The sequence below is a fragment of the Gilliamella sp. X-60 genome (genome assembly GCF_057063585.1).
This window is the reverse complement of sequence record NZ_JBXSQJ010000013.1, coordinates 53,465-74,016: the sequence shown is the minus strand read 5'-3', so window position 1 is coordinate 74,016 and position 20,552 is coordinate 53,465. Positions and strand designations below refer to the sequence as shown.

Annotated in this window: 15 protein-coding genes, 3 tRNA genes and 1 rRNA gene; 14 read left to right on the top strand and 5 right to left on the bottom strand. The window is 35.8% G+C overall.

Going from position 1 to position 20,552, the window contains the following annotated elements; translation table 11 throughout:
• Position 1 precedes the first annotated feature (1 nt).
• The 4 genes from rrf (at position 2) to ACYIAM_RS08240 (ending at position 783) form a co-directional block, all read left to right on the top strand.
• A 5S ribosomal RNA gene (gene rrf, locus ACYIAM_RS08255) occupies positions 2-117 on the top strand.
• 33 nt (positions 118-150) lie between these two features.
• Positions 151-227: transfer RNA gene (locus ACYIAM_RS08250), tRNA-Asp, on the top strand.
• A gap of 9 nt (positions 228-236) precedes the next feature.
• Positions 237-312 (top strand) — tRNA-Trp (locus ACYIAM_RS08245).
• A gap of 132 nt (positions 313-444) precedes the next feature.
• Positions 445-783: a MaoP family protein gene (locus ACYIAM_RS08240; protein WP_065638849.1), complete on the top strand. Its 339-nt coding sequence runs from the start codon at positions 445-447 to the stop codon at positions 781-783.
• 5 nt (positions 784-788) lie between these two features.
• Here ACYIAM_RS08240 and ACYIAM_RS08235 read toward each other — a convergent pair whose 3' ends face one another.
• The 3 genes from ACYIAM_RS08235 to znuC all read right to left on the bottom strand — a co-directional run bounded on the left by ACYIAM_RS08235 (position 789) and on the right by znuC (position 4,011).
• Positions 789-2,312 (bottom strand): YifB family Mg chelatase-like AAA ATPase, encoded by a 1,524-nt coding sequence (locus ACYIAM_RS08235; RefSeq protein WP_065638850.1) that lies wholly within the window; start codon positions 2,310-2,312, stop codon positions 789-791.
• Between the two features lie 123 nt (positions 2,313-2,435).
• A complete protein-coding gene (znuB, locus tag ACYIAM_RS08230) occupies positions 2,436-3,236 on the bottom strand; it encodes a zinc ABC transporter permease subunit ZnuB (RefSeq protein WP_174796742.1) in 801 nt (266 codons plus the stop codon).
• Positions 3,229-4,011, bottom strand: a complete 783-nt coding sequence (gene znuC / locus ACYIAM_RS08225; protein ID WP_483747923.1) for a zinc ABC transporter ATP-binding protein ZnuC — start codon at positions 4,009-4,011, stop codon at positions 3,229-3,231. Before znuC ends, znuB begins: the two co-directional genes overlap by 8 nt.
• A 93-nt stretch (positions 4,012-4,104) precedes the next feature.
• Between znuC and znuA the strand changes: the two genes are divergently transcribed.
• The 8 genes from znuA (at position 4,105) to ACYIAM_RS08185 (ending at position 13,097) form a co-directional block, all read left to right on the top strand.
• Positions 4,105-5,061, top strand: coding sequence for a zinc ABC transporter substrate-binding protein ZnuA (gene znuA / locus ACYIAM_RS08220; protein WP_483747922.1), 957 nt, complete (start codon positions 4,105-4,107; stop codon positions 5,059-5,061).
• 28 nt (positions 5,062-5,089) lie between these two features.
• Positions 5,090-6,439, top strand: coding sequence for a murein DD-endopeptidase MepM (gene mepM, locus ACYIAM_RS08215; RefSeq protein WP_483747921.1), 1,350 nt, complete (start codon positions 5,090-5,092; stop codon positions 6,437-6,439).
• Between the two features lie 130 nt (positions 6,440-6,569).
• Positions 6,570-8,903: a bifunctional glycosyl transferase/transpeptidase gene (gene mrcB / locus ACYIAM_RS08210; protein ID WP_483747920.1), complete on the top strand. Its 2,334-nt coding sequence runs from the start codon at positions 6,570-6,572 to the stop codon at positions 8,901-8,903.
• 11 nt (positions 8,904-8,914) lie between these two features.
• Positions 8,915-9,724, top strand: coding sequence for a bifunctional DNA-formamidopyrimidine glycosylase/DNA-(apurinic or apyrimidinic site) lyase (gene mutM / locus ACYIAM_RS08205; protein ID WP_483747919.1), 810 nt, complete (start codon positions 8,915-8,917; stop codon positions 9,722-9,724).
• A gap of 414 nt (positions 9,725-10,138) precedes the next feature.
• Complete coding sequence (tolB, locus tag ACYIAM_RS08200) at positions 10,139-11,434, top strand: Tol-Pal system beta propeller repeat protein TolB (protein ID WP_483747925.1); 1,296 nt, start codon at positions 10,139-10,141, stop codon at positions 11,432-11,434.
• Between the two features lie 168 nt (positions 11,435-11,602).
• Entirely contained in the window at positions 11,603-12,082 is a 480-nt protein-coding gene (gene pal / locus ACYIAM_RS08195) for a peptidoglycan-associated lipoprotein Pal (protein WP_065638856.1), read from the top strand.
• Positions 12,083-12,149: 67 nt separating this feature from the next.
• Complete coding sequence (gene ybgF / locus ACYIAM_RS08190; protein WP_174796737.1) at positions 12,150-12,890, top strand: tol-pal system protein YbgF; 741 nt, start codon at positions 12,150-12,152, stop codon at positions 12,888-12,890.
• A gap of 131 nt (positions 12,891-13,021) precedes the next feature.
• Positions 13,022-13,097, top strand: a tRNA-Lys gene (locus tag ACYIAM_RS08185).
• Between the two features lie 126 nt (positions 13,098-13,223).
• On the opposite strand, the gene pepT is transcribed toward ACYIAM_RS08185, so the two are convergent.
• Positions 13,224-14,462 carry a peptidase T gene (pepT, locus tag ACYIAM_RS08180; RefSeq protein WP_483747918.1) on the bottom strand — a complete coding sequence of 413 codons (1,239 nt, stop codon included), beginning with the start codon at positions 14,460-14,462 and terminating at the stop codon, positions 13,224-13,226.
• Positions 14,463-14,482: 20 nt separating this feature from the next.
• Positions 14,483-16,042 carry an AbgT family transporter gene (locus tag ACYIAM_RS08175; protein WP_174796735.1) on the bottom strand — a complete coding sequence of 520 codons (1,560 nt, stop codon included), beginning with the start codon at positions 16,040-16,042 and terminating at the stop codon, positions 14,483-14,485.
• 649 nt (positions 16,043-16,691) lie between these two features.
• Between ACYIAM_RS08175 and murJ the strand changes: the two genes are divergently transcribed.
• A complete protein-coding gene (murJ, locus tag ACYIAM_RS08170; RefSeq protein ID WP_483747917.1) occupies positions 16,692-18,230 on the top strand; it encodes a murein biosynthesis integral membrane protein MurJ in 1,539 nt (512 codons plus the stop codon).
• A gap of 574 nt (positions 18,231-18,804) precedes the next feature.
• Positions 18,805-19,941 (top strand): hypothetical protein, encoded by a 1,137-nt coding sequence (locus ACYIAM_RS08165; protein WP_483747916.1) that lies wholly within the window; start codon positions 18,805-18,807, stop codon positions 19,939-19,941.
• Positions 19,942-20,552: the final 611 nt, after the last annotated feature.

Below are 20,552 nucleotides of genomic sequence, written 5' to 3'. Positions count from 1 at the left end.
GTCTGGCGGTAATAGCGCGGTGGTCCCACCTGACCCCATGCCGAACTCAGAAGTGAAACGCCGTAGTGCCGATGGTAGTGTGGGTATTACCCATGTGAGAGTAGGGGGCCGCCAGACTTTTAAATTTTATATATACACACCAAATTCGGTGGAGCGGTAGTTCAGTTGGTTAGAATACCTGCCTGTCACGCAGGGGGTCGCGGGTTCGAGCCCCGTCCGTTCCGCCACCTTTATTTAGGGGCGTAGTTCAATTGGTAGAGCACCGGTCTCCAAAACCGGGTGTTGGGAGTTCGAGACTCTCCGCCCCTGCCAAAAAATGATAACTTGTTCTAATTTTAGTCACTTGATTATTTTCATCTATATAAATAAAAAAATTTTGTTTACAGATTAACTTAGTTAATTATAATTCTCGCCCAAACACTTTTACAATCTAGAGGATAGAACATGGCTGAGAGTTTTGTAAGTCAACAACGCTTTTTTGATAATAAAAATTATCCAAGAGGGTTTTCTCGACACGGGGATTTTACTATTAAAGAAGCTTTGATTTTAGAAAAGCATGGTTGTGCTTTTAAAGATCTTGATGCAGAAACCAGAAATCCGTCTACTGCAGAAGAAAGATCATTTGTAGCCGTTTGCAAAGGTAAAAAAGAACCATCTACAGATTTTGAAAAAACGTGGCTGAAATATCTTTCTCGTATAAATAAACCAAAAAGGTTTCATACATTATCCGGTGGAAAACCACAAGTTGATGTGAGTGATGATTTTGTAGATAGCGATGACTAATTCTTTTAACCAATGTTTTTGTGTAATTGAATTAGTAATCGATCCATAGAACGATAACTCAATGCTTCTGAAATGTGTTTTCGTTCTATGTTTTCTGACAAATCTAAATCAGCAATTGTGCGTGATACTTTCAATATTCGATGCCATGCCCGAGCAGAGAGTCCCAATTTTATCAATGCCTGCTCTAAATATTCATTATTTTCATTTGATAGTTGACAATAGCATTGAATTTCATTTGTACTTAACTGACTATTTAATTTATTGTTTCTTTTAAACTGAATATTTCTTGCCTGTAAAACTCGCTGTTTTACTGTTTCAGTTGATTCTGAGGAAGTAGCTATTTTACTCAGTGTACCTTTCGGTAGTAAAGGCACCTCAATAGAAATATCAAACCTATCAAGAAAGGGTCCTGAAAGTCGATTTAAATAACGTATAGTTTGTTGTGGTGTCGTTCTATTATGTGTTCCTTGATAATGTCCTGTTGGACTTGGGTTCATTGCAGCTATTAATTGAAATTTAGCGGGAAACTTTATTTTTGCATTGGCTCTGGAAATGATAATTTCACCCGATTCAATTGGTTCTCTTAAAGCGTCTAATACCTTTCGATTAAATTCAGGCAATTCATCTAAAAATAATACTCCATTATGTGCTAGTGAAATTTCTCCTGGTTTGGGAATCGTTCCTCCACCAACTAGTGCTGCGGTTGATGCGCTATGGTGAGGTGATCTAAAAGGTCTTTTCCGCCAGTTTTTAATTGAGCCATTTGGGCTAACTAAACTGGTTATTGCTGCACTTTCAAGTGCCTCGTCATCTGACAGTTGAGGTAATAAGGATGTTAAACGAGTTGCTAACATCGTTTTCCCTGTGCCTGGAGGTCCAATTAATAATAAATTGTGACCTCCTGCTGCCGCAATTTCTAATGCTCTTTTGGCATGTTCCTGTCCGATTACATCTTGTAGACTAGCTGAGCTATTGTCAACATCATGATATTCACGATATTGTACTGTTGGTAAATCAATTTCTTTGTATAAATACTGACATAACTCTAATAAATTATTAGTAATTAATGTATTATTTTGATGAATCAAAGATATCTCAGATTGGTTTTCAGCAGAAATTATTAAGGTACGCTTTTTCTTTTTGGAAGAAATAGCAGCAGGAATCGCTCCTTTTACCGCTCTAATATTTCCTGATAACGCTAACTCGCCTAGAAATTCATAATGTAATAAATCTTCTGTTGGAATTTGTTCTGTTGCAGCAAGGATAGCAATAGCTATTGGTAAATCAAAGCGGCTTCCTTCCTTGGGTAGATCTGCTGGAGATAAGTTTACCGTTATTTTTTTAGCTGGAAAGGTAAAACCGCTATTAATAATGGCACTTCTAACTCGATCTTTGGCCTCTTTAACTGTTGCTTCAGGTAGACCAACTAAAACAAAGCCTGGCAAGCCATTACTAATATGAACTTCTACGTTTATTAAAGGCGCTTGTATTCCAATAGATGCTCGCGTATAAATAATTGCTAGTGACATAGTTTCTAATTATTAATATTTTGAATTGTATTGTTATAATATTAGAAAATATCAAGCAATCCATTAAAGCCATTTTATTAATGGGATATGATACGCAATAAATAATACGATTTTGCAATGACTTCAATTCTTTTTATTTAAAATGAGTTTTGAAATGAATAATGATATAAAAAATAGACAAGTATTACTTAATACTATTGATGGACCTGTTGGCGTGTCATAAATAAATGAAAACATCAATCCAGTAATAACTGATAACATACCGATTATTATTGCAGTTAATGCCATTGTTTCAGGGGTTTTCGAATAATATTTGGCTGTTGCGGCAGGAATAATAAGCAAAGAAGTAATAATCAGTGCTCCGACAAACTTCATCGATAGGCCTATTGTTAACGCTAATAGTAGCGTCAAAAGTAATTTTGTGATTTGTACATTAATGCCATGGCTAAAAGCTAATTCTTCACTCACAGTAATGAATAAAATGTTATTCCATCGCCAAAACAATAAGGCGCCAATAAGTGCTACACAAATAATAATTTGATAGAGATCTGAATAAGTTACTGATAACAGATCACCAAATAAGTATCCCATTAAATCAATACGAATATTGCTCATTAAACTAATTACTACTAAGCCAAGCGATAATGCACTATGAGCCAAAATACCAAGTAAAGTATCAATTGGAAGTTGTTTTTGTGCTTCTAACCAAATTAATCCTAAGGCGAGTAGAAGAGTTATAAAAATGACAGCATAAAATAAATTGATATTCAGTAAAAATCCAAATGCGATACCAAGTAAAGCAGCATGTGATAACGTATCGCCAAAATAGGACATCCTACGCCAAACAACGAAAGTACCTAACGGTCCTGTTATACTTGTTAAGCATAATCCAGCTAATAAAGATGGTAATAGTAACTCAATCATTATTTTTCCTTTCATAGCTAGGCAAAACAATTACCTTATTATGTTTAATAGGGGATTTGCAACAATCATGTTGGTGATTGTGATGGTGTTTATAAACAGCAATTTGTGATGCCTCATGTTGACCAAAAAGAGAAATAAATTCTGGGTCATTTGATACAATGGCTGGCGTACCAGAGCAACAGATATGATGATTTAAACAGATTACTTCATCTGTTTTTGCCATCACTAAATGAAGATCATGAGAAACCATTAAGACACCGCAATTAAACTGATTTTTAGCATCTGCGATTAAATCATATAACAGTACCTGACCATTGACATCTACGCCTTGAGTTGGCTCATCAAGAATCAATAATTGCGGTTTCTTTGCTAAGGCTTGAGCTAGTAAAACACGCTGTAATTCACCACCCGATAATTGATGCATCGATGTATTGATTAAATATTCAGCTTTCACCATAGATAATATGTTAAGAATATCTTCGTTATTTAACTGCTTATTTAAGCGTATAAAACGTTTAACAGTAATAGGTAGAGTTGAATTTAAGTTGATTGACTGCGGAACATAGCCAATTGTTAAATTAGGTGAACGCCTGATTGTCCCTGATGTGTACGGAACTAACCCTAAAATGACTTTTACTAAGGTCGATTTACCTGCACCATTAGGGCCTAATAATGTAATAATTTGATTAAGATGTATTTTTAATGAAACGTCATATAATATTTTTCGATGGTCAATTTCCACCGAAACATTATCAAGCGAAATTAGTGGTGTCATATTGTTAAAAGCCCTTGCCCATAAATATGTTATGTTATATTATAACAACGGTTGGTTTTATTCTATCATACTTTATAAATATGGGATAATGATGTGGAAAAATATATTTTATTAAATTGTAAACGATTAATCTCTTTTTTAAAAATACTTGTTTCATTCGTATTTATCCAAAGCATTACTAATTATGCTAACGCGAAAATTGTTTCGTCTGTAAAACCGATAGGTTTTATCGCCGAAGCCATTGCTTCAGGAGTGACTGATACTGATATTTTACTTCCTGATGGCGCCTCTCCCCATACCTATAATTTAAAGCCATCCGATTTGGCTAAACTAAAGTCAGCTGAACTTGTGATTTGGGTTGGTGAAGATATGGAAGCTTTTATGCCAACAATCCTAAAAAGTATTGATAATCAAAATCAAATTGAATTAATGACAATACCAGAGATTAAGGCGTTACTTCGAACTAGTCATGATGTTCATGAGCATGAAGAACATCATTCTGCTGATATGACTGCTCAAGATCACCATGGTGAATATGATGAGCATATTTGGCTTTCACCTAACATTGCTAAGATTATTGCGCAGTCAATCCATGATAGGCTTATTACACTATATCCAGATAAAAGTGTATTGGTTGATGAAAATTTGCGCGAATTCAACATTAAGCTCGCAGAAATAGAACAAAACATTGCAAAAAAACTCATTACCGTACAAAATAGAGGGTATTTTGTGTTTCATGATGCGTATGGGTATTTTGAGGCACGGTTTGGATTAAAAAAACTAGGTAGTTTTACTATAAATCCAGCAGTTCAACCCGGTGTTCAAAAGGTTTATGCTATTCAACAAGAGCTCAAAGAACACAAAGCAGTATGCGTATTTCGTGAGCCACAGTTTAGCCCTGCAGTTATTGAAAAATTAGTGGATGGAACAGATGTTCGAATTGGAGAATTAAATCCATTAGGAACAGGTATCACTCTTTCCAAAGATGCATATTCACAATTTTTATTAAAATTAACACAGCAACTGTTGGATTGTTTAGATAGAAACTAATTTTAATAATAAATAGTTAAGGTTAATTTTGGCAAGACAAATAAAATCCCCTGATATTGAAAAAAATAATTTTAAAATCTCCTATTTTTCAATATTAGGTGTTCTTTTTATTGTTATTTTATTTACCGCTTTGTGGCGTCCACTCAATTTGGATCGAACGGTTTATGTTCCTTTAACTCCTCAAGTTGAAATTACTGTAAATAATAATTCCCACTCACTTGCTGATGATGGCAGAGTTGAGATGGTAAATGGAAAAACGGCTACAGTTGCTGAATCATCAGATGTTCCTGAAGATGAGATCGTTAAAGATGAATTAGATGACATCGTTGATGATAAAGATAACTCTGTGCAATATACTATTGTGCGTGGTGATACTCTACATGATATTTTAATTCGCTATAATGTTAATCGAAATGATATTTATCAGTTAACGACTAAATTTAAACAACTCGCAAATTTAAGAATAGGCCAGCAGATTAGCTGGACGACTGATGATAATCATAATTTGCAAACTTTTAGTTGGACAATATCAAGTAATAATGTTCGAATCTATGAAAAATCGGGCGATAAATTTGTAGAAAGTTCTGAAACAGCTGAAGTAGTACCGCAAGATATTGTTATAAAAGGTGATATTAAAACTAATTTTGTTGCTGATGCTCGTAAAAGTGGTCTAACCAGTAATGAAATTGGTATTATTACCCGTGCTTTACAATGGCGTTTAGATTTTCGAAGATTACAAGTTGGTGACAAATTTTCAGTTGTTTTAACACGAGAAATGCATGGTAAAAGTTTATCCAATAGCCAGTTACTAGGTGTCCGTGTTAAAAATGGAACCAAAGATTATTATGCTATTTTAGCTGATGATGGTAAATATTATGACATCAACGGTAGCAGTTTATCCCAAAGTTTTTTCCGTTATCCTTTAGCAAAAAAAGCGCGTGTTTCTTCTGGATTTAATCCGCGTCGTTTGCACCCAGTTACGGGACAAATAGCCCCTCATAATGGCGTTGATTTTGCGGTATCGCGTGGTACACCGGTATTATCCGTTGGTAATGGTGAAGTAGTCATTGCAAAGTATAGCGGTTCAGCAGGTAATTATATTGCTATCCGGCATGGCCGTCAGTATATGACCACTTATATGCACTTGGATAAAATTTTAGTCAAACCAGGGCAACAAGTTAAGCAAGGTGATAAAATTGGACTATCAGGAAACACAGGGCGTTCCACGGGGCCTCATTTGCACTTTGAATTACATATTAATAATAAGCCTGTTAATCCGTTAACTGCAAGCTTGCCTATTTCGGAAGGATTAACAGGTAAGTCGAAAAAGGCGTTCCTGTCAAAAGTTAAAAGTGTTGGATCCCAGCTAAATTTTTAAATTTATGCATTTGTTTTATACTTAAATATCTACTTACCTGAAACTTCTTTACAAAAAGAAGAGCGAGGTATCCTTAAAAAATTATGTTATCATAAGTCAATTTTATTGAATAATAAATGTTAGGTGCAGTTTGAACACATCAACTAAAACAGCAAAAAAACGATCTTCTAAAAAGACTAAAAAAAATAAAAAGCCTACACTTTTGCGACGATTCTTAACATTATTATTTAAGTTATTTCTCATATTCGCTGCTGTGGCTATTATTTATGGTGTCTATCTCGATCAACAAATCAAAGAGCGGATTGATGGAAATGTGTGGGAGTTACCCGCTGCAGTTTATGGGCAAATAATTGATCTTGAGCCTGATAGTGAATATAGCTTAAATGATGTGATTACAATGTTGGTTGGTGCACAATATCGTCAGCAAGAGACTAAAGCTACCCGCCCAGGTGAATTTATTGTAAGACATGATGCGGTCGAAGTTTATCGTCGGCCTTTTACTTTTCCTGATGGTGAAGAGCAAGCTTTTAGAGTCAGAATTACTTTTTATGAAAATCGTATCGATCGTATTACTAATCTAGATACAGGACGTGATTTTGGATTACTTAAGATTGATCCTAAATTAATTACCATGATGCATTCGCCAAATGGCGAACAGCGGTTATTTGTGCCATTAAAAGAATTCCCTGATTCATTGTTACAAACATTGGTAGCAACAGAAGATAAACGTTTTTACCATCATCATGGTGTAAGTTTATATTCTATTGGTCGCGCTATTTTTGTTAATTTAACAACAGGCCGTACCGAAGGAGGGAGTACACTAACTCAGCAAACGGTAAAAAATCTTTTTCTAACTAATGAACGTAGTTTAAGTCGAAAAATACGTGAGGCATATATGGCGTTGATTTTGGATGGCCGTTATAGCAAAGAGCGTATTTTAGAACTTTATTTAAATGAAGTATATTTTGGACAAGCGGGTAGTGAAGAGATCCATGGTTTTCCATTAGCTAGTCTTTACTATTTTGGTCGTCCAGTTAATGAACTTACATTGGATCAGCAAGCAGTGCTGGTTGGTATGGTAAAAGGAGCTTCGCTATATAATCCTTGGACACAACCTCAACAAGTTATAGAACGTCGTAATGTAGTTTTAAAACTCGCTGAGCAGCAAGGTATTATTGACGATGAGCTGTATACTTTATTAAGTCAGCGCCCACTAACAGTTCTACCTAAAGGTGGTGTGATTTCACCACAACCAGCATTTATGCAAGTTGTGCGCAGTGAACTTCGAAAACAATTAGGTGATAAAGCAGATCATTTGTCTGGAATGAAGATTTTTACTACCTTTGATCCTGTGGCTCAATCTGCAGCAGAGCAAGCGGTCACTAATGAAATTGAGAAACTACGTACATCAACCAATAAAGAATTACAAACAGCAATGGTGATTGTGAGTCGCGAGACTGGGGAAATTCGCGCTATTATTGGTAGCGCAGAGCCGCGTTATCCTGGTTATAATCGTGCTTGGTTAACTCAGCGAGCAATTGGTTCATTAGCTAAACCGTCAACTTATTTAACCGCACTTGGACAACCCGATCATTACCAACTTAATACTTGGCTTAACGATAATCCTTTATCGATTAAGCTTGATGGTGGGGGGTATTGGGAACCGAAAAACTATGATCGTAAATTTCGCGATCGTGTTATGTTGGTCGACGCACTAGCGCTTTCACTCAATGTACCTACTGTTAATTTAGGTATGGCATTGGGGCTTGATGCAACAAAGAATACTTTACAAGCGTTGGGCGTACCAGCAGAGCGTATACCTAATTTACCATCAAGGTTACTTGGTGCTTTAGAATTAACACCGTTAGAAACTGCACAGATGTTTCAAACGATAGCTAATAATGGTCAACGTTCTCCACTGTCTATTTTAAGATATGTATTGACGGATAAAGGTAAGCTTGTTTATCAACGCTATCCACAACAGCTTCAGGCAGTATCCCAACAATCGGCTTATTTAACTACTTATGCTATGCAACAAGTGGTTAATTCGGGGACATCTCGTTCATTAAAAGCTAAATACGGTTCGTTTAATTTAGCTGCTAAGACAGGTACAAGTAATGATTCTCGTGATAGCTGGTTTACAGGGATTGACGGTAAAAATGTTGCTGTTATTTGGATTGGTTTAGATGATCATTCTCCAATGAAATTGACAGGGGCAACTGGTGCTCTAAAAATTTATAGTGAATATTTACAAAATAACCCACCAAAGAAATTAGTATTGCCACAGCCTCAAAATATTTTTATGGTGCCTATTGATAGTGATGGACAGTGGCAATGTAATGGCAGTGGCATTCGATCTTTACCTGTATGGACGATTAATCCTCAGAGCTTATGTACTGGCAATAAGCAGTCAGTGCCTGCTCAGCAAGCTCCAACTTGGGTTACAGACCTATTAAATAACTAGGGGGGAATAATATGCCTGAATTACCGGAAGTTGAAACAAGTCGCCGAGGCATCTTACCGTATTTAAAAGGACAAACTATAGATAAAATTATTGTTCGACAATCTAAATTACGCTGGCCAGTTGATAGGGCTATAAGTAATGCTCATGGACAAGTGATTTTAGATATAAAACGCCGTGCAAAATATTTATTATTACAGCTATCTAACAATTGGATTGTGATTCATTTGGGAATGTCAGGTAGTTTACGTATTTTACAAAACCGCCAAAAAGCAGAGAAGCACGATCATATCGATCTAGTTTTAGGAAATGGCGTCATATTACGTTATACCGATCCTAGGCGTTTTGGGTCTTGGCTTTGGGCAAATTCATTAGGCGAAATATCTCAATTACAACATTTAGGACCAGAGCCTTTAAGCCATGAATTTTCAGCGGAATATCTATTCGAAAAAGCCCGAAATCGTCAAGTACCCATTAAAAGCTGGATTATGGATAACCATATTGTGGTTGGAGTCGGTAATATTTATGCTTCTGAATCGTTATTTATGGCTAAAATTAATCCTAATCGCAAAGTCAACACTTTACAATTTAATGAATTTGAAAGATTGGTTGCTTCCATTAAACAAGTTCTTAACAAATCAATTGAACAAGGCGGAACAACACTAAAGGATTTTCTTCAGTCTGATGGCAAACCAGGATATTTTGCACAGGAGTTACTCGTTTATGGGCGGGATGGCAAGCCATGCCTAATTTGTGGTACAGAAATAAAATCACAAAAAATAGGACAGCGTAATACTTTTTATTGTGAAAATTGCCAAAAATAATGGCATCTTTTTAACCAAAATTCTCACTTCCTTATGGCCACCATCAAAATTATAAACTTTTTGATATATCCGCTCTTTTTCATGTATAAAAATATCTTTTCAAACTCTTTAAACCTTATTTAAATAGGATTAGTATAGGCATCCACAATAGAATAATTTTTTATTATTACTTTGAGTATTTTATATAGTAAAGCCATTATTATTACACAAATCTTTTTATTTTAAAGACTATGGACTTGTTACCAGATATCGGCTATCTTTCTCGCTACAACATTGTTTATGTTTTGTAAAGTTTAGTATGTGGAGTTAGTTAACGGCAATATATTAATTTTTAAAGGTTTTATTTTCTGTTTTTTATCGGTTTATGTTTAATTTAACTCAATGTTTCTTGCTTTTATTAAGGAATTTAAGATGATCAAATTCGCTTCTCGCTTTTTGACAACTTGCTTTATTTTATTTTTTACTACGATGGCTAATTCTGAGGTCAGAATTATTATTACTGATGGTGTGAGTTCAGCTAAACCAATCGCTGTTGCTCCATTTAAATGGACTGGTGGTGGAGAACCTCCACAAATTATTGAAGATATTATTGCTTCTGATTTGCGTAATAGCGGTAAGTTCAATCCTATTGACGTTAATCAAATGCCTCAAAAACCAACTACTGCTTCAGAGGTTACTCCTGCGGTATGGAATAATCTTAGTGTCTCAGCCGTTGTGGTAGGGACAATTCAACCTGATGTATCCGGAAAATACCTTATAAATTATCAATTAGTTGATACAGTCAACCGTCCTGGTACAGTTCTGGCACAAAACCAATTTTCTATTGAAAAACGCTGGGTTCGTTATGCGGCGCATACTGCTAGTGATGAAATCTTTGAATCACTAACGGGTATTAAAGGTGCATTTAGAACACGAATTGCTTATGTTGTTAAAACAACCAAAGGACCTTTTTCGCATGAATTAAGAGTGTCTGATTATGATGGTTATGATCAAACCACTGTTCATCGTTCTAAAGAACCGTTAATGTCTCCTACTTGGTCACCAGATGGTAAAAAATTGGCCTATGTGACTTTTGAAGGTGGTCATTCTGCATTGGTTTTAAAAACATTAGAGAGCGGTGCTGTTCAAACAATTGCATCTTTTCCTCAACATAATGGCGCTCCGGCATTTTCTCCTGATGGTAGTAAATTAGCGTTTGCTTTATCTAAAGGGGGAAGCTTAAATTTATATATGATGGATTTAAGTAGCAAAAAAATCACGCAAATAACCTCTAGTCGTAGTAATGATACGGAACCATCTTGGATGCCGGATAATCAAACTATTATTTACACTTCTGACCAAGCGGGTCGTCCTCAATTATATAGTATCAACATCAATACGGGTGAATCGCAGAGAGTCACTTGGGATAATACCCAAAATCAGAATGCCCGAGTGTCGCCAGATGGTTCTTTTATTGCTATGATCTCAACTAATAATCGTGAACAACATATTACTCGATATGATATGGATACAAAAACTTATCAACGTCTAACAGATACTTTTTTAGATGAAACGCCAAGTATTGCGCCAAACGGTACTATGATCATTTATAGTTCATCACAAGGATTAGGCACCATTTTGAATCTTGTTTCTACCGATGGTAATTTTAAAGCAAGGTTACCAGCAACCGATGGGCAAGTAAAATTCCCAGCATGGTCGCCATATTTATAAGAAGAGCCTAGCATTTATACAATATTGCAATGATTAAAATTGTGTTAAGTATAAGGGCGTTATAATATATATGTCTAATCTTTCAGGTCGGTAACAAATGTTACTTTGAAGTTGGTTAGATTTATAATATATAAGTAATAATTTATTTAAACAAAAGGAGTTAATACAATGCAATTTTCTAAATTTTTTAAAGTAGCCGCGGTTGCTTTACCATTAATCGCTGTAACTGCATGTTCGTCTAATAGCAGCCACAACGAGAGTGGTAATTTAAACGGTACTTTATCAAAAGAAGCTTTAGAGCAACTTCAAAAATTACAACAAATCAATACGGTATATTTTGATTTTGATAAATACAATGTTAAGTCTGAATATGAAACATTATTAAATGCGCACGCTGTATTTATTCGTTCAACTAACCTAAAAGTTGTTATCGAAGGTCATGCTGATGAACGTGGTACCCCAGAATATAACATCGCCTTAGGTGAACGTCGTGCTGCAGCAGTTAAGTCATACTTACAAGGTAATGGTGCTTCTGCAAGCCAAATGGAAATCGTTTCTTATGGTAAAGAAAAACCAGCTGTATTAGGTCATGACGAAGCGACTTATGCTAAAAACCGTCGCGCTGTAGTAACCTATGCTGGATATTAATAGCATTTTATAACGGCTGATTGTTCAGCCGTTTTTTATTTTCTAAGTTCACGACGAGTCAAATAATATGCATAAAAAAATACTGACATTGTTCTTATTTCTTTTATTCACTGGTTACGGTTGTGCTGCGGGTAGCTCTGATATCGATCGAACCATTCAAGCCCAAGGGCAGTTGTTGATCCAAAACCAACAAAAAATTAGCGATTTACAAGCCGATGTAGATACCCTTCGTGGCCAGTTAGAAGAAACAAAATATCAACTTAATCAAATAATTGAACGTCAAAAAATGATTTTTCAGCAAATGGCTAATGGTTCAGGGTTTTCATCGAATTCTAATTTTGACTCACAAGAAAATAGTTCAACACCATCTTCTGACTCGACCTCATCAACATCTTCTTCGTCAGATTTATCAGGATGGAGAACTTCAGGTGATGATAAAGCTGATTATAATTTTATAATGCAGTTTGTTAATGATGGTAAACAAAATAATGAGGCTATTGCCGCGTTTCAAAAGTATTTAAAAACCTACCCAAAGTCTAAGTACCGAGCTAATGTTAATTATTGGCTTGGTCAACTTTCATATAGACAAAACAGAAAAGACGATGCCTCATTTTACTACGCAACCGTAGTAAAAGATTTTCCATCATCTCCGAAAGCTGCTGATAGCCTTTATAAAGTAGGATTGATTTTACTTGATAAAGGGGATGCTAAAAAAGCTAAAACTGTTTTCCAACAAGTGGTAAATAAATACCCAAAAGATAAAAATGTAGTTGATCGTGCGAATAAAAAATTAGCATCGCTAAAGTAAAGTGTATAAATAACCAGCTATTGCATGAAAATGACAATAAAAGGGTTGCGTAGCCTTACAATTATAAGTATTATACCAACCCGAAATCGCTTGTAGCTTTAAGTATTAAAGGTAAAGTGGTTTTGTCAAATGGGTCGTTAGCTCAGTCGGTAGAGCAGCGGACTTTTAATCCGTTGGTCGAGCGTTCGAATCGCTCACGACCCACCATTTATCCAATAAATCTTCATTACTTCGTTTTTGGCTAACCCTTTTCAATGTTTGCATTGTGGACAGAATAAATTCTTATATTTATCAGTATGCTCAAAAAAGGGAGATATCCCCCCTCTTTTTATATTATTTAGCTTTGGCGGCTAATTCGATAATTTTCATCGTTACTTCAAAAGATTTAAGAAATGATGATAATGGTAAAAACTCAAAGCACGAATGAAAGTTATGTGCACCAGTAAAGTAATTTGGTGTTGTAAGACCTCTAGCAGAAAGTGCTGAACCATCCGTTCCCCCTCGCATAGCGATCGTATTAGGTTGAATCTTGAGTTGCTCAAATGATTGATAAATCAAATCAATACAGCGACGATCATTACCCAAATAGTTAGCTATATTGCTATAAATATCGGTAATTTTACACTCAATTTTAGCCCTTGGATATTTTCGGCTAATAAAACTCACCACTTCTTGGATATAAGTTTTACGTGCTTCATATTTAGCTAAATCAAAGTCACGAATACTCATTTTTAATGTTGTGGTACTTTGATTGCCAACAATATCATTAAACCAAAAATAACCTTCTTTACCTTCGGTATGTTCAGGTGTTTCGAAACTATCAAAACAGTTAATAATATCATTAGCTACACGGATAGGATTGATTAAAACATTTTTTGCCGACATTGGATGAGCAGATACACCAGTAATCTCAATGATTGCTGAGCCAGCATTGAAAGTTTCATAAACGACTTCACCAAGTTCACAACAATCGATTGTATAAGCAAAATCAGGTTTGAAGCGATTTAAATCAAGTTTCTTAGCACCATTTAAGCCTACTTCTTCATCAGGTACAAATGCCACATAAATATCGCCATGTGTAAGATTTTGTTGTTGTAATTGATCTAACATTGTCATCACAACGGCAATGGCGGCTTTATTATCAGCACCAAGTACACTTGTGCCATCAGTGACAATCAATTCATCATTAAGATACTTATTCAATTCAGGATGTTCATCAACTTTAAACCAGATATTTTTATCTTTATTTAACAGGATATCTTGACCGGTAAAGGTCACTCTCTGTGGGTTGATTTTATCTGATAAGGCAACATCGACCGTATCAAGATGGGCAACATAACCAATTTTTGGTGCATTTGGATTATTGCCTGATAGTTTTGCCGTTACAATACTATGCTCATCAAGGTGAACATCTTGTAAATTAAGTTCGATCAACTCTTGTTTGAGTAATTTGGCTAATTCTGTTTGCCCTGGGGTTGAGGGGACATGTGCACATCCAGGAGCACTTTGACTTGGAACGTTAACATAACGTAAAAAACGCTCAACTAATTGTTCGGTAATATTATTCATCATAGGTTGACTCCTTATGGCAACTAATTATTTACGGGTGGATATACATAGCCACTATCAAAACCAATTGGTAGATCTAAGAACCAAAAGAGCAATAAGTTTACCGTTAATGCAATAAGTAGTGCAGCGGTATAAGGAATCATCATCGAACTCAATGTGCCTACACCTGTGTTTTTGCAGTATTGCTGGCAATAAGCAATAATCAAAGGGTAAAAAGCAAACATAGGTGTGCTAACATTAACTGCCGAGCTGATACGATAAGCCGCTTGCGTTAGTTCTGGTGAGATGCCAACTGACATAAGCATTGGTACAAAAATCGGTGCTAATATGGCCCATTTAGATGATGCAGAGGTAATTAACACATTTAACATGCTCGTTAGAATTATTACTCCAAAGATTGTGACAACTGAAGGCAGATGTAGCGCTTTTAAAAACTCAGCACCACCAATCGCAATTAATGTTCCAATTTGTGAATGAGAAAAGACATATAAAAATTGTGCACAAAAGAACGCAAAAACAATAAATGGAATAAGAGATTTTGTGATGTTCTCCATCGCTTTTACAATATCGCGCGACGATTTAAATGCTCTGGTTATAAAACCGTGTATTAATCCCGGAATGGCAAAAAATACAAACAATAGTGGCACAATAATTTGCATAATTGGAGCTTTATTGCTTGTCATACTTCCATCAGGAGCACGTAATAAAGAGTTTTCTGGTAATAATAATAAAACCAAACCAATAGCAATCGTTAAAAAGACAATTGAAGCGACTTTAAATGCTCGGTTTTCAATAGGCGTGATCGCTGGCGAATTGGCAATATTATCTAACTTTAAATCATTATTTAAAGGCATGGTTTCATTTAAACGAGGTTCGACGATTTTATCGGTAACAAACCAGCAAGCTAATAATACAAAAAAAGTACCGCCAAAGCTCAAAAAGTAGTTACAAAGCACATTGACTTGATAAGAGGGATCGATAATTTGTGCGGCACTTTGGGTAAAGCCTTGCATAATTGGATCGATAATTGATGGCGTATAACTTGAGCTAAACCCACCTGCTAAGCCTGCAAATGAAGCAGCAATACCCGCCAATGGATGGCGCCCAATTGCATAAAACATCATCGCTGACACAGGCATTAAAATCACATAAGCCGAATCAGCAGCAATATGGCAAACCATACTGACAAAAATAACTGAAGGTGTCACTAATTTTTTAGGGGTGATAGCCAATAATTTTTTAAGTAGTACATGGATATAACCACTACTTTCAGCAATACCAATACCTAATGTTGCCACAATAGTAATGCCAAGTGGTGGGAACGAGACAAAATTAGGCACCATCTTGGTAAAAAAAGTGACTAAATGATCGGGAGCCAGCATATTGACAACAACAAGTTTATTTTGCGTAACAGGATTAATGTAATTAAAGTTTACAAAAGAGAGTAATAAAGAAGCTACAAAACAGATAATTAAGGCATAAAAAAACAGTGTTGTTACATCGGGAATTTTGTTGCCAATTCGTTCAATAGCATTTAGGAAGCCACCCGTTCTTATCGGCGACGGATTAGTTGTTTGATTCATGATAAAATTAGTGTAAATATTATTCGGAATGATAATTTAACACAGATTTATTATGCTGGTAAATAACGCAAATCGCTATATTTTTATACTTAAATACGCTTTTATCTGAAGCTTTTTTACACTACAATTCTTGTAGATAAGTTTATCTTTAAACTAACGTTAATACGCATGTAGCTAAGTATTGTACTCATTGATCTTGAATATCGTTTAAACGGTATTAGGATTAATTTGCGAGCTATTATTCACTTTTGTTACATTTTTTGTTAATTGTAAGTACGATCATAAAATTACATATTGACTACTTGGTTTTAAAAATAGAATGTATTTTGTGAGTAAAATACTAAACTAACCTAATCAACATCAGAGTTTAATAGCTATTTTTGTTATTAATTAACATATTCCTATCTATTAAGGCTACCTACAATATGTTCTCATTTTGCAGAAAATTCGTGATCGGCTCTAAATGGTAGTTGGATACCTAAGCTTATCAAGGTGATACACAACGCATTACTTTTGCAAAAATATCAACTATCAGTTTGATTTGTAAAAAACTAAGTTTATTGAAAAAAGCATGGTGATTTAAAGTAATAGTTTGTAGACTATGCTCAATTATCGGTTTTAGGCTGTATACTTTGTATATAAATTGAATATGAATCTTTTAAAATCTTTAGCCACAGTTAGTTCAATGACGATGGTCTCACGCGTATTAGGTTTTGTGCGTGATGCCATTATTGCGCGTTTTTTTGGTGCTGGTATGGCGACCGATGCTTTTTTTGTTGCCTTTAAACTTCCTAATTTACTGCGTCGTATTTTTGCAGAGGGGGCTTTTTCACAAGCCTTTGTGCCTATTTTAGCTGAATATAAAAATCAGCAAGGTATTGAAGCAACGCGTACTTTTGTTGCTTATATTGCAGGATTATTAACGCTAGTATTAGCTATTGTTACCCTAATTGGTGTTGTCACAGCACCTTTTATTATTATGCTAACAGCACCAGGATTTATGCAAGAGACAACCGAAAAATTTGAACTTGCAACGACCATGTTGCGTATAACCTTTCCTTATATCTTTTTTATATCACTGGCTTCACTTGTTGGCGCTATACTCAACACGTGGAATCGTTTTTCGGTTCCCGCTTTTGTACCAACACTACTCAATGTGAGTATGATTATATTCACGCTATTTTTAACACCTTACTTTAACCCTCCCGTATTAGCACTTGCCGTGTCGGTTGGAGTTGGCGGGATTTTGCAATTACTCTATCAGCTACCTTATTTAAAAAAGATTGGCATGCTAGTATTGCCCCGTATTAGTCTTAAAGATAGCGGTGTTTGGCGCGTTTTAAAACAGATGGGGCCGGCAATTTTAGGGGTATCTGTTGGGCAAATATCATTAATTATTAATACGATTTTTGCATCATTTCTCGTTTCTGGCTCGGTTTCGTGGATGTATTATGCGGATCGATTAATGGAATTCCCTGCCGGTGTACTTGGTGTGGCATTAGGTACCATATTATTGCCATCGTTAGCCAAAAGCTTTTCTAAAGGCGATCATAAACAATATTCAGAGTTGTTAGATTGGGGATTACGCCTCTGCTTTTTATTGGCTTTACCAAGCACGATTGCATTAGGTGTTATTTCTCGACCGCTTATATCAACGTTATTTGAATATGGCCAATTTACCTTACATGATACATTGATGACACAGCGAGCCTTAGTGGCTTATTCTATCGGTCTACTTGGATTGATTTTAATTAAAGTGTTAGCACCCGCATTTTATTCGCGTCAGGACATTAAAACCCCCGTCAAAATTGCAATAGTCACGTTAATTTTAACACAGCTAATGAATCTCGTTTTTATTGGGCCATTACAGCATGCAGGCCTTTCACTATCCATTGGTTTAGCTGCTTGCTTTAATGCTGGATTATTGTATTGGCAACTGCGTAAAAAACAACTTTATCAACCGCAATCCGGTTGGTATGGATTTTTAATCAAAATCATCATAGCGGTAATTTTAATGTCTGCGGCATTATGGTTTGGTTCACACTTATTACCTGACTGGTCAACCGGCTCAATGTTGGTTCGTATTGGACGATTGTTTGCGTTGGTAATTGTTGGAATCGTTGTTTATTTTGCGTCATTGATTTCTATGGGATTTAAGATCAAACACTTTATTAAAAGAATTGATTAACAACAAACAATCATTAAAATTTTATTAAAAATTTAGGTAATAGGAACGTTTAAGTAAAAATTAATAAGGAAATAAGATGAAAAAAGTGTCTTTTTTTACTCTCCCCATTATTGGGGGTGTAGTTTATTTTTTATTGAGTTGTTTTTTTCAATGTATTTCGCATTTGTGCAATACCATTACGAAACTTTTTTAGACGTATTTCGGTTACTAGATTTTGGTATTTCATTTTATTTCTATCAAAATAAATTTGTAGATACATTATGGGTTTTTGGCGTGTTGTCGCTTGTTCTTCATTACAAAAATGTTCATATTATTAATAAAATCAATGTAATATTATTGATTTTTATGATGATAATATTTTCAATAATTGCTGCATTTATTCAACAAAGTATAATTATTTATTTCTACGAGCTATCTATTTAATAAAACTTTACAAATTTTCAACAAAAAAATAGCGCATTATTAATCAACAGGATATGATACAGGCACTTTAAAATAAAGTAGTGCTCATTAATTGAGCTGTTTTTATTTAAATTTAAATAAAAACATAAATTTAATTGACTGGATAATCGAAATGCGTTACCATGACTATCATATCTGGCATCTGGCATCTGGCATCTGGCATCTGGCATCTGGCATCTGGCATCTGGCATCTGGCATCTGGCATCTGGCATCTGGCATCTGGCATCTGGCATCTGGCATCTGGCATCTGGCATCTGGCATCTGGCATCTGGCATCTGGCATCTGGCATCTGGCTTGCCAAACCTGCGCCCTAAATCTTTTTTATTTTCACTATAGTCAAAATCAGACTCTTTTCTTATTTTTATCACCGAAGTTATCGAAATCATCACGTTTAGTAAAGTCGTCGGATATATCGGTGTTTTTTTTGTGGAGGTTGAGTTTTTTACCTTTTTCATTTTTCTTCTCTAACCTATCTAATTTATTTGGGTTATCTAAATCACATAAATTATTTAAATTAACTAAATTCTCGCTGTTATTTGCACCACTGCTTTTATTATCATACACGCAGGGTTCTCAGGCATTAACATCGCATACATCAAGGAAAATTGAGGGTAACGCGCCGTATTTAACGTTTGATGGTGGACTAACTAAAGTGACTTCGACGGATAATCTATTAGCTATTGAGTTGCCGGATGGTAGAACCCTCAAGCCATCAACTAACACATCAAGTTCGAGAAATCCGATAAAGCTAGTCAATGGAACTACTTTTAATGATATACACATGGTGGTGCCATTATCGGTAAATACAGTCAGTTTAAATGACTTAATTACTCAAGGTAATTGGGGAGATGACGATGGGGATGGCCAGGGTACTAATGGTGTTACTGCGACGGGAAGTGTATCGGTGAGTTTTACTGATGCGGATAATAATACTGTAAGTCGTAGTGAAGCATTAGATATTTGTAAGGTTCCTTATAAGATGACATTAAGTAGTACAGGAGGAGGTTTACAAACAAAGTACGGGTTACCTAATACAAGAAATTTTAGTAGTCAAACAGTGACGTATTATATTAATCCGTATGGTGGTACTCGTATTTGTTTTGTCAGGCCGAATACTAATGGTTCTGTCTTCAAACCCTCTAGCATGGTTCCTAATAAGGGATTTTTAGTTCAGTCAACAAGTTCGTCATCTTACGGCCTTAATTTTCCAACAATGGGGGGGATGGTTTGTATTTTGATTTACTCATAGCTGGGGTTGATGCCAGTCAGTTGACATGGCCTTCAATCTCGCGTGGAGGGATAACAGCTAGGGTGAGTTGGAGACTGCCAAAACAAGGTGAGGAAGAGGATGCGTGGATTTATGAGGATGATGATAGATCTAGTTATGTAACGCGAGTAACCTTAACGGGCCCTAAGGCAAGTGATGCTCAAATGCAGTCAGATAATCCTAGCCCTTTAACCGTGCCATCTTTGCCGCAGACATTTGAGTTGGTGGGTAGAGATAGTAGTGGGAATGAGGTGAGGTATGGATTTGTGTTGAGACAGTGGTTTGTCCATCGAGGTACTAAACAGGATTATTGGTCTAACCAAATATCTTGGTGTGGTCGTTTGGGTTATCGTGCGCCAAAGCTCAAGGAGTTAACTAACGCGAAGTGTGGTTCAGATAATCGGTTCCCATGTTATGATGGCATAGATGGTGCCACGCCGTCGTCAAATACATGGTATAACACGCGTTATATAGGCGCAGGATTTTTCACGGAGTGGGGCGACTTAGGCCATTATTACATTGACGGGGGCTCCAACTTTATAGGCTTCTGGGACTCCAGCTGGACAAGCGACGCTACAGATAGCGGTGTCCAC